The organism is Paenibacillus sp. GXUN7292, from assembly GCF_050864975.1.
Taxonomy (GTDB): Bacteria; Bacillota; Bacilli; order Paenibacillales; family Paenibacillaceae; genus Pristimantibacillus.
The window spans coordinates 336116-352040 of the sequence record NZ_JBOZWO010000002.1; the positions used below are offsets into that span (position 1 = coordinate 336116).

General features: G+C 45.0%; 12 protein-coding genes. All 12 read left to right on the forward strand.

Translation table 11 applies throughout. The features are described 5' to 3' along the window. The first annotated feature begins 2 nt into the window (after positions 1–2). The 12 genes from ACRRU2_RS04170 to ACRRU2_RS04225 all read left to right on the forward strand — a co-directional run bounded on the left by ACRRU2_RS04170 (position 3) and on the right by ACRRU2_RS04225 (position 15904). The gene (locus ACRRU2_RS04170) at positions 3–968 is read left to right on the forward strand and encodes an ABC transporter permease (RefSeq protein ID WP_331699451.1); all 966 of its coding nucleotides are present in this window, start codon (positions 3–5) and stop codon (positions 966–968) included. A gap of 16 nt (positions 969–984) precedes the next feature. Next, the gene (locus ACRRU2_RS04175) at positions 985–1860 is read left to right on the forward strand and encodes a carbohydrate ABC transporter permease (protein ID WP_432500046.1); all 876 of its coding nucleotides are present in this window, start codon (positions 985–987) and stop codon (positions 1858–1860) included. 126 nt (positions 1861–1986) lie between these two features. Beyond that, positions 1987–3585 carry an extracellular solute-binding protein gene (locus ACRRU2_RS04180; RefSeq protein WP_432500047.1) on the forward strand — a complete coding sequence of 533 codons (1599 nt, stop codon included), beginning with the start codon at positions 1987–1989 and terminating at the stop codon, positions 3583–3585. A 29-nt stretch (positions 3586–3614) separates the two neighbouring features. Continuing rightward, a complete protein-coding gene (locus tag ACRRU2_RS04185; RefSeq protein WP_432500048.1) occupies positions 3615–4655 on the forward strand; it encodes a response regulator transcription factor in 1041 nt (346 codons plus the stop codon). Then, entirely contained in the window at positions 4655–6490 is a 1836-nt protein-coding gene (locus ACRRU2_RS04190) for a sensor histidine kinase (protein ID WP_331699447.1), read from the forward strand. Before ACRRU2_RS04185 ends, ACRRU2_RS04190 begins: the two co-directional genes overlap by 1 nt. 3 nt (positions 6491–6493) lie before the next feature. After that, positions 6494–7261: an SDR family NAD(P)-dependent oxidoreductase gene (locus ACRRU2_RS04195; protein WP_432500050.1), complete on the forward strand. Its 768-nt coding sequence runs from the start codon at positions 6494–6496 to the stop codon at positions 7259–7261. Beyond that, a complete protein-coding gene (locus tag ACRRU2_RS04200) occupies positions 7258–9354 on the forward strand; it encodes a heparinase II/III domain-containing protein (protein ID WP_432500051.1) in 2097 nt (698 codons plus the stop codon). Before ACRRU2_RS04195 ends, ACRRU2_RS04200 begins: the two co-directional genes overlap by 4 nt. Next, entirely contained in the window at positions 9351–11660 is a 2310-nt protein-coding gene (locus tag ACRRU2_RS04205; RefSeq protein WP_432500053.1) for a DUF4962 domain-containing protein, read from the forward strand. The genes ACRRU2_RS04200 and ACRRU2_RS04205 overlap by 4 nt, the downstream gene beginning before the upstream one ends. A 177-nt stretch (positions 11661–11837) precedes the next feature. Next, positions 11838–12251: a helix-turn-helix domain-containing protein gene (locus ACRRU2_RS04210; RefSeq protein WP_331699442.1), complete on the forward strand. Its 414-nt coding sequence runs from the start codon at positions 11838–11840 to the stop codon at positions 12249–12251. Between the two features lie 94 nt (positions 12252–12345). Then, positions 12346–13095: a YveK family protein gene (locus ACRRU2_RS04215; RefSeq protein WP_331699441.1), complete on the forward strand. Its 750-nt coding sequence runs from the start codon at positions 12346–12348 to the stop codon at positions 13093–13095. Continuing rightward, positions 13085–13750 (forward strand): CpsD/CapB family tyrosine-protein kinase, encoded by a 666-nt coding sequence (locus ACRRU2_RS04220; protein ID WP_331699440.1) that lies wholly within the window; start codon positions 13085–13087, stop codon positions 13748–13750. The genes ACRRU2_RS04215 and ACRRU2_RS04220 overlap by 11 nt, the downstream gene beginning before the upstream one ends. Before the next feature lie 327 nt (positions 13751–14077). Then, a complete protein-coding gene (locus tag ACRRU2_RS04225) occupies positions 14078–15904 on the forward strand; it encodes a polysaccharide biosynthesis protein (RefSeq protein WP_432500055.1) in 1827 nt (608 codons plus the stop codon). Positions 15905–15925: the final 21 nt, after the last annotated feature.

The window sequence follows — 15925 nt, forward strand, 5'->3', positions numbered from 1 at the left end:
CGATGGCAAGTAACGCAAGCAATCTAGGCAACCCAAGCAACAAGCAGAAAAAATCGTTAACCGGGAAACAGCTGCTAGGGTATATGTGGAAATTCAAGGCGCTTTATTTGATCTCATTGCCGGGCATTTTATATTTTTTACTTTTTAAATATGTTCCGCTGATGGGATCGGTTATAGCATTTCAGGATTTCAATTTATTTAATGGTGTGACAGGCAGCCCATGGGTGGGCTTGAAGCATTTCGAGCGTATGTTCAGTCATTATGATTTTATTAATATTTTGAAAAATACGCTGCTGCTCGGCATTTATGATATTGTATTCGCTTTCACAGCGCCCATTATTTTAGCCTTGCTTCTTAACGAGGTTAGATTGATGCTCTATAAAAAAATTGTTCAAACGATTATGTACGCTCCGCACTTTTTATCCTGGGTAATTGTAAGCGGGATATTTGTAGGCATACTGTCGCCAGAATCCGGCGTACTTAATGTGATGCTGGGCTGGGTCGGAATAGATCCAATTTACTTTCTTGGCGAGGAATCCTATATCCGCACCATTCTAGTAGGTTCGGGTCTATGGCGCGATGTCGGGTGGGGAACGATCATATATTTGGCTGCGCTCGCAAGCGTAAATCCTGATCTATATGAAGCTGCTGAAATTGACGGGGCAGGACGCTGGAAGCAGACGCTTAATATAACATTGCCGGCCTTGCTGCCGGTAGTAACGATTTTATTTTTGCTCAAAATCGGCGACTTCCTTGACTACGGCTTCGAAAGAGTGTTTGTGTTCCAAAATCCGCTTAACATTCGCAATAGTGAAATTTTGGACACTTATATATACAAAGCAGGCCTGCGTCAGCTGCAATTCAGCTATGCTACGGCAATAGGAGTATTTAAATCGGTAGTAGGCTTGTTCCTGCTTCTCGTAGCAAATACGCTGAGCAAAAAAGCAACAGGAGAATCTTTGTATTAGAAAAGGGGTGACAGCATTGGTTAAACGTGATAGTTTAAGCAGAAAACTATTTCATATTACAAATTATTTATTTTTAACTTTATTGTCGCTTACGATGTTTCTGCCATTTCTTAATGTAATAGCGCAGTCCTTCAGCGGCAGCGGAGCGATAGATCGCGGCGAGGTTATGTTTTGGCCGGTAGAGTTTACATGGAATTATTATCAGTATGTATTTGATGATCAGTCGATTTGGCGGGCTTTTGCTATTTCTGTTTATATTACAGTGGTAGGTACAGCCATCAATCTGGCGGCAACAGCAACGCTAGCCTATCCGCTTTCCCGCCAAGAATATGTAGGCAGAAGAGTGATGTTAATCGTTATTTTGCTCACTATGATTTTTAGCGCGCCGCTTATTCCGCAATTTATTCTGATGCGGGAGCTGGGGCTTACCAATACACTGTGGGCGCTTATGGTGCCAACCGCGATCAGCGCTTTCAATTTGTTCGTGCTGCGCACCTTTTTCGCCCAGCTGCCAAGTGAAATTATCGACGCCGCGCGAATCGACGGCTGCAGTGAATTAAGGACGTTATGGAGCATCGTGCTGCCGTTGTCCAAGCCTGCTTTGGCTACGGTCGGAATTTTTTATTCCGTAACCAATTGGAACAAATACATGGACGCATTATACTATATTAATAACCGCAGCTTGTATCCTTTGCAGGTTAAGCTAAGAGAGCTGCTTATTACAGATGATCTTACGGATACCGGGAATTTGGCATTTGAGGTAACCTCGCAATCCGTTCAAGGGGTGCAGATGGCGGTTATTCTGGTCGCTACAGTGCCGATTATTATACTCTATCCTTTTTTGCAGCGATTTTTTATTAGCGGCATGCTAATCGGATCCATTAAATCCTAGTACCTAAAAAAATGACAAGTCGATACAAACACAGTCCATTGTGACGCAGTGATCGCTCAAAATATACTGTTGGTAAGCTTGAAAACGCTTTAACCAAGCTAAAAACAATTGAAATGAGGGGAACGGATGAAAAAAATAGTAGCAAGAGCAGGAGCCGTTTTACTTACACTTGCTTTGGCTGCAGGCTGCGGCGGAGAAAAAGCGCCTGTAAATAAGCCTAGTGAGTCACCAAAAGCCAGCGCAAATGGAACAAGCAGTGATCCTGGCGCCAACAAGGAACCCGTAAAGTTCTCAATATCGATGCGTACGCTGAACGTTGCCTACGTAGAGAAGCATCCTGATATTAACAAAGACAAATACGTGCAGAAGCTGGAGGAGATGACGAATTCCGATCTGGATATCCGCTTAATCCCGCACAATGAATATCAGGAAAAAATGGTGCAGATGTTTGCAACTAATGATATTCCGGATGTTGTGCAAGGCAGCGGCGGAATAAGCGGCCCGGAGCTGGCCGGCTCAGTAGAAAACGGTGTGTTTTTGCCTTTGAATGATTTGCTGCAGGAGCATGGGCAGGATTTGTTGAAATTTATTCCGAAGGCGGCCTGGGATCGCATGACGGATTCCAAGACGGGTAATATTTACGGCATACCGGAAGTGCTATCCAATCCGTCACGCCGCGCGACATGGATTCGTACAGATTTGCTGAAGAAGGTTAACAAGGAAATCCCGACAACGGTAGAAGAAACGCTTGACGTACTGCGCGCATTTAAGGAAATCGGCGTAGAGCAGCCGTTTGCAGGCAGACAAAACTTTAAATATGCCGATACATTTTTTGGAGCTTACGATGTTTTTGGCTATTTGAATCAGTTTAAGCTGTTTCCAGACGGACAAGTTAAGCCAAGCTTCTTCGATACCGAAAATATGAAAAAAGCGATCCAAGTTTATAAAACGATGTATGACGAAGGATTAATCAGCAAGGAGTTCGCTACGATTGAGAGCACGGATTTCCGCAGCAATGTAACGAGCGGCAAAGCGGGCATGTGGTCGATGAATGCCAATGAGCTTCCGATTTGGGGAGCACAGCTGAAAAACAACGTGCCAGAAGCAGAAGTAGCTTTAGTTCCATCACCAGCAGGCACGGATGGCAAAGGCGGTTATGCGCATTACAATCCAGTAACAAGATCCTTCTTCATAAACGTGAATGCTAAGGACAAAGCTGCCGATATTGTAAAGTTTTTCAACTGGATGGTAAGCGACGAGGCTGATTTATTATTTAGCTTCGGGATTGAAGGAGAAGATTACGAGCTGGTTAATGGAGAGCCGAAATTTGAGGTTCCGACTGATACAGAAGGCACAGACAAAATGCGCTATTTGAATTATTGGCTGTGGCTGGTTCAGGATACGACTTATAATAAACGTGTATCTTCGCTTTCTGAGACAGGCCTGCAAATGATCGACGCTTTTGACAATATGCTGGCCAAGGAAGGCAGAAGAGGAATTGAATTCGATCCACGTCTAGAAGCCTTGATCCAAAATCCGGATCTCAATCCGAAGTCGGACGAGATGCCGCCGTTAATTTTGGAATCGGTGCTGCGCATCGTATATGGCAAGGATTCTATCGATAGCTTCGATAAAACATTAGAGGAATATTTGTCCAAAGGCGGAAATGCCATTATTAAAGAAGCGACTGATAGATACAATAATAAAGAAAATTCATATGAATAGCTAGCTAACCTATAAAGCGAGGTGGTCCTATGTATCGATTTTTAATAGTAGATGATGAGCCGATCATACGTAAAGGGCTTGAAAAGCTGATTGTGCAGCTGTCTCCATCGGCGGTGATGACCGAAACTGCTGAGAATGGGGCGGAAGCCTATGAAAAAATAAAGCGGATGAAACCGGATTTCGTATTTACCGATATTAGGATGCCTCGCATGGATGGGCTGGAGCTCTGCCACAAAATTCGAGAAAGCAATTTCCAAACGGAAGTAGTCGTAGTTACAGGCTACAGCGATTTCGAATATGCGCAAAAGTGTGTATCTTACGGCGTGAAAGAGTATATTTTGAAGCCGGTTACAAAAACCGGGATGGCCAATGTTATTCATAAATTAATCGCCTGCTCGGAAAGCAAGCAGCAAGCTGTATTTATTCCGATAGCTGAACAGGAACGCTGGCTAAAGGAGCTGGAGGACGCAGTTTGGATTTTGAATGAGGAAGCAGCTTGTGAAGCGGTGCGTAATGTGAAAAGCTATTGTGCAAAACAAGGGATATTTACGGATCAGCTGCGAATGGTCATCGACGATCTGCTTGCTCAGCTCGTAAGGAGCTTGAACAAAAGAGATATTTACCAATTTCCAGCTGCTCCATCTATTGAACAATCGATGACAAAAGAAGGCGATCCGTTCGAATGGCTTGAGCAGCAGCTTGAAGAGCTGCTGCAGCTTATTCGAAACAAGCGGAAGGGCAATGCCAAGGACCCGGTTGAGGAAGTGAAGCTGTATATCGAGAATAATCTGTCCAGGGAGCTGACTCTCGAGGATGCTGCACAGCGGCTTGGACTCAATCCGTCCTATTTCAGTCAGTTGTTCAAGCAGATGACCGATGAAACCTTTGTACAATACCGCATTAGAAGAAGAATGGAGAAAGCGAAAAAGCCGCTTGCGATACCTCATTATAAAATAACGGATGTTTCTTACGAGGTAGGCTACTCGGATCATCCGCATTTTACAAAAACGTTTAAAAAAAATACGGGCTACACCCCTTCGGAGTACCGGGCTTTGTTGGGGATTGAATAATGAAGCGAAGCTTGGCCAAGCAGCTCTTTCTCTATTTTTTCATCGTTATTTTACTTTCTCTTACGATGGTCGGCGTTTTTTCCTATATGGAATCTTCGCGGGCCATTGATGCACAGGTCGAAAAATATTTTACTACGGTCATTAACAGTGCTGCGAACCAAACGGATAATCAGCTAAAAACATTCGAACGCATATCCGATTCGATTTTATCGCAAAAGCAGGTGAAAAGGTTTTTGGATATGGATCCGGATGACAGCTATGACTACTACTGGTATACAAACGAAATTCAAAAAAATATATTTAGCAAAATGTATATTACGTACCCGACGCAAATCAATATGATTTATATATTGGGCTATCATGGACGTTCCATATTTGACGGCAACCAGGGCTTTTCCTCACACAGTGTGGATACAAGCAAGCGTCTGGAGGAGCTGGAGCGCATTACAGAGCCAAGCGGGTTTGTCTCTATTCTGAGAACAAGCCTTCTGCCGAAAGATAAAGAAAAGGTCATTACCGTAGCACGCAAAATAAGAGGCTATTCCTCTTACGATGTTAAGGGGATTTTGGCCATCGAATTTCATGAGCAGCAATTGACGGAATTGTGGCGGCAAATGGATTTGGGCGAGCAAGGCTTTTTCTTTATTCTCGACAGTGAGGGCGAGGTTATCTATGCGCCTGATTCCAAACCGATGAACGCATTGCTGCAAACGGACATCCCCGAGCGCATTGTGCAGGGCAATGAAGAGCGGATGATTGCCGAGGTGGCTGGAAGCGAACGGATGATTATTGCGCGAAAATCTGCCTATTCGGGCTGGAGCATGGCGATTACGATGCCGCTTGCAGAGTTGCGGGTGCCTATCGCTAATATTCGTTCCACGACAATACTTGTCGGTGTAATTACGCTTATTATTGCTCTTGTGCTGGCTGTTCGATTTGGCCGTTCGATAGTCAGGCCTATTCGGACATTGCGCAACGGCATGCGTGAAACGGAGCGGGGAAACTGGCAGCTAATTCAAGTAGCGCCGCGCGAGGATGAGATTGGCGGTCTAGTGCACAGCTATAACCGGATGGTCGGCCGGCTTTCTGAAATGATTGAACGTGTTTATGATGCCGAATTAAAGGAGAAGCAAACGCAGCTTGAGCTGCAAAATATTCAGCTGGAGCGGCAAAAGGCGGAATTCCAAGCGCTGCAGCTGCAAATTAATCCCCACTTTTTGTACAACACGCTGGAAACGATTAATTGCTATGCGATAGTCCAGGATTCTGACGATATATCCGAAATGGTTGAGGCAATGGCATTTATGCTGCGTTACTCCGTTCAGACGAATTTGGAGGAAAGCACAATCGTCAATGAGCTCAATCATGTACGTAATTATATGATTATTTTGAAGCATCGCATCGGCAGAGAGTTTGAACTGGAAGTATTAATTGCGCCAGATTTGCTATTGGAGCGGACGGTGCGCCTTACTTTACAGCCGGTTGTCGAGAATGTATTTCAGCACGCTTTTGAAAGCGGCATTGAGCCGCATCATTATATTCGCATTAACGCCTGGCATGAGGAGGAAAAGCTTTTTATTTCTGTCAGCGATAATGGTGCAGGCATATCTGAAAAGCGGCTTGAAAAGCTTCGGCAGCGGCTGCGTGAGAACAGATTGGCGGACGATGACGCTCAGCCGTGGAAAGCGAGGCGAAGCGGGATCGGCATTTTGAATGTGCACCGCAGAATTCAGATGGTTTATGGCGATGAATACGGGATTTTAATGGATAGCAAGGAAGGCAGCGGATCAACTATTACGATAGTTATGCCAAGAGACAACAAGAGAGGAGAATAGGAAATGAATATACAATTGAATGGTAAAATTGCTTTGGTGACGGGTGCGAGCGGAGGTATTGGACAGGGAATTGCGATTATGCTGGCGAAAAGCGGTGCTAAAGTCGCTGTTAACTATCTAAACAACGAGGCAGGAGCTAACGAGACAGTAGCGCAAATTGAAGCGGCCGGAGGAGAAGGCAAAGCGTTCCGTGCCGATGTCACTAAGGTTGAAGAAGTAGAAAGACTGGTTGCTGAGGTGGAGCAAGCATTCGGAGGTCCGGTTGGAATTTTAATTAATAATGCCGGGCATTTGGTTAGTCGGCTTAATAATGCAGATATGACTGAACAGCTTTATGAACAGGTTATGGATGTGAATTTTAAAAGCACGGTGTTTGCTTGCAAAGCTGTTCTTGCCGGCATGAAGCGCAGCGGAGGCGGCCGAATTGTTAATTTAACTTCCGTTGCGGCCCATAATGGGGGCGGAGCAGGTGCATCCATCTATGCTGCAAGCAAAGCTGCGGTCATGGCCTATACCAAAGGGCTTGCCAAAGAGGTTGCGGCTGACGGCATTCTAGTAAACGCTATTTCACCGGGCTTTATTGGCGAGACAGCCTTCCATTCCACCTTTACGCCGGAAGCTGCAAGGCAGGCGACGATCAAGGGCATTCCACTCGGCAGGGAAGGCTTGCCGCTGGATGTAGCTGGATCAGCCTTGTTTCTTGTTTCTGAGCTGAGCAGTTATTTGACTGGCGAAACGATTGAAATTAACGGCGGAATGTTCATGCGATGAAAACATTTATTCAAGAAGAGCTGGCAGCCACGTATGAGGAAGCCATTGCACAATTGCAGCTTGAGCTCGATCAGGTAATAATGCGGAATTTGGCTGTTCCGCTGCAGCCGGGCGGATGGTGGCATCAATATGTCTGCCCGGAGCACCATACCGAGCTTTTATTTGATCCGTTGCAGGCTGACGCCGACGTTTTTCACTGCACCCATGGCTGTGTTTTAAGCGGAGAGCCTTATAGAGGGGCATGGCTCGTATTTAAGCATCAGGCGATGGCGCGCTATGCGCTGCAGGCAGCTGCAATATACGCTTCTACTAGAAATCCAAAGTACGGTAATTGGGGAAGGCAGCTAATTGTTCAATATGCGAAGCAATTTCCGATATATCCGATACATCCGGATGCCAAACCATGGATGCTTAAAGGAAGAGCCTTCCATCAGGCATTGACTGAGGCGATCTGGGCAACGACTTTAATTAGGGCGTATTTGAATCTGTCGGATCATGGGGTATCGTTTGCACAGGACAGTGCTGTTATAGTTCCGTTTTTACGTATGCTTGGCAGCAGTATGGAGCAATACCATTACATTTTAACCGTAGAAAGAGGAGAGGTAGAAAATAACTACACGGCGTGGCTGAATGCTGCTTTATGCTGTGTTTACGCAGCGGAGCAAAATAAAGACAGTCTGGAGAAGCTTGTGTATGGGCCAGGCGGTTTGCATGAGCATTTAAGCTGCGCTATTCGCGGGGATGGCTTTGAGTTCGAAGGCAGCGTCTATTATCATTTATTCGTGCTTCGCGCGTATATGATAGCAGCCGAAATGTTAGGCCGATTTGGCGTTGACGGTTATTTTTTGCAGGGCAAGGATGGTCAGTCGCTGGAAAAAATGCTTCATGTGCTAGTTCTGCTTGCGGATGAAAAAGGGCAGCTGCCAGCCTTTCATGACGGCCCTTATGAACGTTTGCCCTATACACGCGAAATAGTAGAGGTTTTGGAAATCGGCTATGCCCATTTCGGTCAATCCTCCTATTTGCCGCTGCTTAAGGCCGCCTATGAAAGCGCGGCTGCAGCCGGGCGCGCTGCTGGATTAGAAGAGCAGTATGGAAACCCGGCTCTGCTGGAAGCCGTATTGTATGGCTGTTCGGAACGACCATCGAAGCATCAGATGTCGAAGATGATATCCTGGAAGCTGGAGGAAATCGGCTTTGCCCGGCTGCAGCATCCTGACAATCCGTTAGCTTGTTTGCTTGATTTCGGCCCTCATGGCGGTAATCATGGCCATTTTGATAAGCTGAATTTGATGCTTTATGATGGCAGATTTGCTGTATCGCCTGATCCCGGTACTGTTCCGTACGGTTCTGAGCTTAAGAAAAATTGGTATCCGCACACAGTTAGCCATAATACAGTAACCGTTGGAGGCCAATCTCAGAAACCGTCCGCCGCCCGCTGCACGTATTTTGCAGCAAGCAGTGATCAGCAGCCGGAGAACGGAAAGGCTTCTATCAGTCTCGAAGCAAGCGAAGCTTATGAAGGAGCAAGGCTGCGTCGGCATGTGCTTCTAACGGAGGATTGGGTTATTGATTGGTACAATGTTGCGTTATCAAATAACAATATAATAGATTGGACCTTTCACTTTTGCGGGCAAGTAGCGGGCTTGTCTGACAGCTGGCAGCCGATTTCTGCAGAGCTCACCCTTGGAGAGTCGGATGGATACAACTATGTGAAAGCAGTGCATAGCTATTCAGAACAAAAATACGACTTTACCTCCTCCAGTAAAACGGCAAGCACTGTAATAGAGTATGCTTCAGATCTTGATCCCGAACAATTAAGCAGTCTGTCTGTCACACTGCTGCTGCCTGCTGAAGCAAGACTGCTCCATATCACTTCTCCGGGACTTGCGGTAGATCCTTCAGCTGCGATGAATGGCTTTCTGGCCAGATGTTTGGATGACCAGGCGGATTTCGTAGCCGTTTATCGGAGCGGATCAAAGCCTTGTACAATAGAGTTGGCGAAGGATAACAGGACATTAGTCGTTGGAGATGAAAACAAATCGATGCAATATGTTTGCACGGTTGAAGGCATAAAGGAGCTGACAAAGTGAGCGCAAAACTTAAGCTTTTTGAGCCCAAAAGCGGTGTATTGTCGGTTCAATACGAACCAAATGAGCACACGATCATCATTGAAAACCCGCCTCGCTTTACATGGATGCCTGCACAGCAAGGTGAGGCAAGCTACAGATTGCAAATAGCTGCGACTGAGCAGTTTGAGCCGGAGACAACAAGAACAATTCAAGCGATTCCGTACAATCTGTATACGCCCGAAGCTCCTTTGGAGCCGGGGCGATACTATTGGAGATATACGCTTGAGGCAGATGGCCTGCAGGCTGCAAATTGGAGCGTGATCCGAAGTTTTTGTGTAGATGCAGGTTTGCCTGAAACGCCGCTGCCGCAACGGTCAGCACGCTATCAGTCGGCTGTGGATGAGCATCCGCGGCTATGGCTGGATCAAGCTGGAGTAGAAAGGCTGCGCGAGCAGGTGAGGCGAGATGCTGCATATTGCGGCTGGGATGAATTTATGGAGCGTTCCGTGCTGCCTTGGACAAAAAAAGAGTTAATCGCAGAGCCTGCAAGGTACCCGAACAACAAACGCGTAGCGAAACTATGGCGCCAAATGTACATGGACTGCCAGGAAATGCTGTATGCGATCCGGCATATGAGCATAGCCGGGGTTGTGCTGCAGGATACAGATCTAATTGAAAAGGCAAAGCTTTGGCTGCTGCATGCGGCAGCCTGGGATACCGGCGGCACAACATCAAGAGACTATAATGACGAGGCGGCCTTCCGGATCGCGGGGGCACTGGCTTGGGGCTATGATTGGCTATTTGATTATTTGACAGAAGAGGAGCGCCTTGCCGTTCGCGAATCTTTACTCGCTAGGACAAAGCAGGTAGCCGATCATGTCATCGTCCGGTCACAGATTCACCAGGTACCGTTTGACAGCCATGCCGTCCGCTCCTTGTCGTCCGTGCTTGTGCCTGCCTGTATTGCATTGCGCGGCGAAGCGCCGGCTGTGCAGGACTGGCTTGATTATACATTAGAGTATTACTCATGCCTGTACACGCCATGGGGAGGCGCTGATGGAGGCTGGGCCGAGGGGCCGATGTATTGGACGACAGGAATGGCTTTTGTTATTGATGCGATCAATTTAATAAAGAATTATTGCGGCATCGATTTTTTTCAGCGGCCATTTTTTCAAAAGACTGGCGATTTCCCCTTGTATTGCAACAGTCCGGACACGGTCCGCGCCAGCTTTGGCGACCAATCTACTCTCGGTGAGCCGCCTAGCCTGAAAACAGGCTTCAATATGCGGCAATTTGCCGGAATTACAGGTAATGGGCTTTATCAATGGTATTATGAGCAGACGAAAAAGAACGATAAAGATGCGGATACGAAGTTTTACAATTACGGCTGGTGGGATTTCCGATTTGATGAGCTTGTATACAGGCACGATTATTCAGAAGTAGAATCGGTGCTGCCAGATAGCGGGACGATTGAGAAGGTCAAATGGTTCCGCGATATTGGCTGGGTTGCCATGCACAAAAACATGGATGACCCTAGCGAACATATTATGCTGCTGGCCAAAAGCAGCGGTTATGGCTCGATCAGCCACAGCCATGGCGATCAGAATGCATTTCTGCTGCATGCATTCGGCGAGCCGCTTGCGATAGAAAGCGGCTATTATATAGCTTTTGGAAGCACGATGCATACGAACTGGCGCAGACAAACAAGGTCGGTAAACGGTCTTTTGATCGATGGACTTGGCCAATATGCCGGCACAAATAAAGTGTTATGCAAAGAAGCGTTTGGCGTTGTTGAGGAGGTCCGCTCAGAGGCTGCATACAGCTACTGCCGTTTAAACGCCACAGCGGCTTATTTGGAGCATGTGCCTTACCTTAGCAATTACAAGCGCGAGATCTACTTTTTCAATGATAGTTATATTGTTGTCGTTGACTCGGTAGATTTGCAGCAGCCAGCGAAAGTTGAATGGCTGCTGCATACGCAGCATCAAATGGAGCTGTCTGCATCCTCGTTTAAAGTGTGCGGCAACAAAGCTGATATGGATGTGCGTTTTGTTTACTGCTCATCTGGCGAAGTAAGCTTAAGCCAGCATCAGAATTTTACGGATGTCGAAGCTGGGGAGATTGAAGGACTGGATCCACAGTGGCATTTGCATGCTGCTGCGCCGAAGGCGGCAAGTCACCGAATTGCCGCGCTGCTGGTGCCAATGAAAAAGCATGAGCCAAAGTATGTCTCTTATTTTATGGACGATCAGGATCATGGTGTTCATTTGTACTTCACAGGCGGTGACGGCAAGACACAAAAGCTGGAAATAGCGAAGGCGTATTAGAAATGGAAGCTTTAGTCCGCAGTGACTAAAGCTTTTTTTTATAAAAAGAAAAGGATAAGTTTTCACCTTGAACCTGTTCGTTGCAGGAACGATAAAACATATTGACGTGTTCGTTATAAAGAACTACAATAGAGGTATTGTAGAAGATAAGTATTCAATCTGGCGAAGGAGATTGCTATGATCGGGGAACGCATTAAATTACTAAGGGAGAAAAAAGGATACTCAATAACAAAATTAGCGGATTTAGCAGGCGTTTCAAAATCTTATTTAAGCTACATCGAAAGAAACGTACAGAACAACCCCTCTTTACAGGTGCTGGCCAAAATTGCCTATCATTTGGATAGTGATATTGAATATTTACTGGATCGTGATCTTTCACTTAACGCTTCTATAAATAGTGTTCTTGATGAAGAATGGCATTCTATGATTAAAGAGGCTGTTGATGAAGGCATGAGTAAAGGGGATTTCAAAGCATTAAAGGAAATTGTTCGTTCGAGCAGATGGAAGGAAGAGTATATGAAGGCCGATGCAAGCAGAAGCGGCAAGCAGAAAACATCAAAAATAATCATTCTGCAAATTGACAACGAATGAATCTAGAAAATTGCGTATAAATACATTGACATGTTCTATATAATGAACTAATATTGACTTATCGTTCGTTATAAAAAACAAAGCAGGTGTGAAAATGATACTAAAGGAATCAGAAATTGTTTCAGAGTTACATACGTCTAAAGGCAGGAAACCTTCACGTGAAATTGATTTGAAGCAAATCATTCTTAAATTAAAAAAACGGTTATGGCTGATCGTATTGATCACGACTCTCTGTACGATTCTAGGCGGAATATACAATGCTCGCCCTGAGCCGCCGGCTTATGTATCCTCCACTCGAATCATTATTAATACCAGTACAGAGATGATGAATACGGCGAAAGTGCTGTTCAAGGAACCTATTTTGTTAAATCAAGTAATAGAGCAATTGTCATTGGAGCGTTCCGCTTCCCAGCTAAGAGGTCAAATTAAAGTAGATAATGTTGATGGATCGTTGATTGTTCTGCTATCGGTTATTGACTCCAACCCGCAGACAGCTGCCAATATTGCGAATAAAAGTGTAGAGCTGTACAAAACAGTGGGCAAAGAAACGCTGGGCATTTCGAATGTAAGGGTTTTGTCTGATGCAGAGCCAAATCCAACCTCGATTAATACGAAAAGCAACACTATGATTTATGCGGCTTTCCTGCTAGGTCTGGCATTAAGTGTTGGTTTGACATTTTTGCTGGATACTTTAGATGATACCATACGGACTGAAAACGAAATAGAAGAGCTTTTGCAATTAAACGTATTGGGTCATGTATCCAAAATTAAACGTAAAGATTTTTCGAAGAACACAAAGAAGCAGAAAAGTATACTAGTTCGGGGGGAGACAGTTGGTTCGTGAAAGAATTAAATCGGATAAATCGATAGTCGGAAAAAGTCTATTATCGTATTTTAATCCTTATTGTGAAATATCAGAGCAGTACCGGATGATTCGAAACAACATTTTATACGCATCTAAGGGCAGTGAAGTCAAAACATTGCTGATTGCTTCTCCAGCCAAGGGTGACGGCAGGACGACAGCGACGATAAATTTAGCTATTTGTATGGCTCAAAGAGGCGAAAGAGTTCTTATTATTGACGCTAATCTGCGCAATCCTGTTCTTCATAAAGCTTTTAATATTAAGGCTTCTCCGGGATTGTCGAATGTACTGAGCCAGCAATTAAGTCCAAGTGATACGATTTACCGTACGGATATAGAAGGCATGCATATTTTGCCCAGCGGTCAGCGCTTATTGAATTCGACAGATTTATTCGATTCTGCAGCTATGCGAGATCTCATAAAATTTGCATCTAGCCATTATGATAGAGTGCTTATCGATACTCCTCCTGTGCTTGGATTGTCAGACACGCTATCGCTGGCGAGTTTATGTGATGGTGTGATCATGCTGTTAAAGAACGGAAAGTCCAATCAAGAGCAAGCCTTAAAGGTACAAAGTGCTTTGCTGTTTGCAAGTGCGAATGTTTTAGGTGTTATTTTGAACAATAAAAGCGGTTGATTATCAGGCGCTTTTTTTTAATTCTAAGAAACCGTGCGTCCCCAGTGAAGGACGACAGGGTCGTTCCTGCATGCTTCTTGTGTTCGTTATAACGACCGGCAATGTCTCCTAGCCGTTATCAATGGAGGCACTCGGCCATGCTGTGGGTCAGTACAGACCTTAGACGCGAGTCGTCAAAAGTGTGGCGTGAGGGTGGGTTGAATGCCCATTTATTTATCCTTGAAATATAAAAAAGTCCTTGATTAAAGCTTTTTATTATACGGTTTTTTTAAAAAGCCTTATAATCAAACGTTTTAATCGTTCAATACATTTGAAAGGGTGGATAGCTTGAATTATCAACTTCGGGTTATTTTATTTATGCTAGCGGACGCTTTTATTATTTTGTTAGCTGTATTAGGAAGTTACTTATTACTTTATACTACTTTGTCCAGCCCGCCTGCAGTACTGTGGTCGAGCTTTGTCATGCTCTTGATTTGTCATTATTTGTTGTTTGGTTATTACAAGCTATATAAAAAAGTATGGGAATATGCCAGTATTCATGAATTTATGACAATCACAAAATCAGTAACTGCCTCGATCGTTGTTCTCGGCGTTATTGAATGGATCGTCTGGGGCCAGCTGCCTGTTCAATTGCTGCTTATTACCTGGCTCCTTAGCTTGATGCTCATTGGAGGTTCGAGGGTAGTTTGGAGAATGGCACAAGGCGTTGAGCATAATACCAGCCAGCCTAGCAAACGAACACTTATTGTAGGTGCAGGCTCGGCAGGTACGATGCTGGCTAGGCAACTGCTTAACAATCAGCAGTCAGAATTGAAACTGGTAGCATTCATCGATGATGACATACATAAACATCATTTGGACATTATGGGCGTTCCAGTATTAGGAGGAGTGTCGCAAATTGCTGAAGTTGCCAAGCAGCAAAAAATTGACAATATTGTCATTGCAATTCCTTCTCTAAGCAAAAAACAGCTGGCAACGATATTTACTGAATGTGCTAAAACGAATACCGTTACAAAAACGATTCCGAAGCTGGAGGATTTAGCTTCAGGCAAAGTTTCCGTCAGTCATTTCCGCGATATGCAGGTAGAGGATCTATTAGGCCGCGAGCCTGTAGAGCTTGATATCGACAGCATCTCGGGCTATGTGACACAAAAGGTTGTCCTGGTCACAGGGGCCGGCGGTTCTATTGGGTCCGAGGTTTGTCGACAAGTAGCAAGGTTTCTTCCTGAAAAATTAATATTATTAGGTCATGGCGAGAATAGCATTTATTCTATTGAGATGGAACTGAGGGAGCTTTTCGGACATACCCATATTGAGATCATTACAGAAATTGCAGATTTGCAGGACGCTGAAAAAATGTTAAGTGTAATGGAGCTTCATAAGCCGCATGTTGTTTATCACGCTGCTGCGCATAAACATGTTCCTTTAATGGAAAGAAACCCGGAAGAAGCTTTCAAAAACAATGTGCTGGGCACTCTGAATGCAGCTAAAGCAGCGAGCGCGAATCATGTGCAAACCTTCGTTATGATATCGACAGATAAAGCGGTTAACCCGACAAGTGTCATGGGCGCGACGAAACGGGCTGCGGAAATGATCATTCAGCATATGGATCGCGGCAGCACTACTAAGTTTGTAGCAGTCCGATTTGGAAATGTGCTTGGCAGCAGAGGGAGTGTCATACCCTTATTCAAGAAGCAAATTGAAAAGGGTGGTCCGATTACGGTTACCCATCCTGATATGGAACGTTATTTCATGACTATTCCTGAAGCCTCCTGTCTTGTTATTCAAGCTGGTGCGTTGGCAAGAGGAGGGGAAATATTCGTTTTGGATATGGGTGAACCCGTAAAAATTAAAGATTTGGCACAAAATGTTATCCGCATGTCTGGCTATACCGTGGATGAAATTGGGATTAAATATACAGGTATTCGCCCTGGTGAGAAGCTATATGAAGAAATGCTCAAGGATGGTGAGCGTATGGATCAGCAGGTATATCCCAAAATTTATATAGGAACACCTTCAGAAATACATATGGATGAAATAGAAAGACTCATTCATCAATTTTCACGGATGAGCAAGTCAGAGCTGCGAATACAGTTGTTAGCGATCGCTAATCACGAAATTAAACAACCAAGCTTAGTATCAGCATTTGGATAATAGTAGAAGGGTGGATCGTAT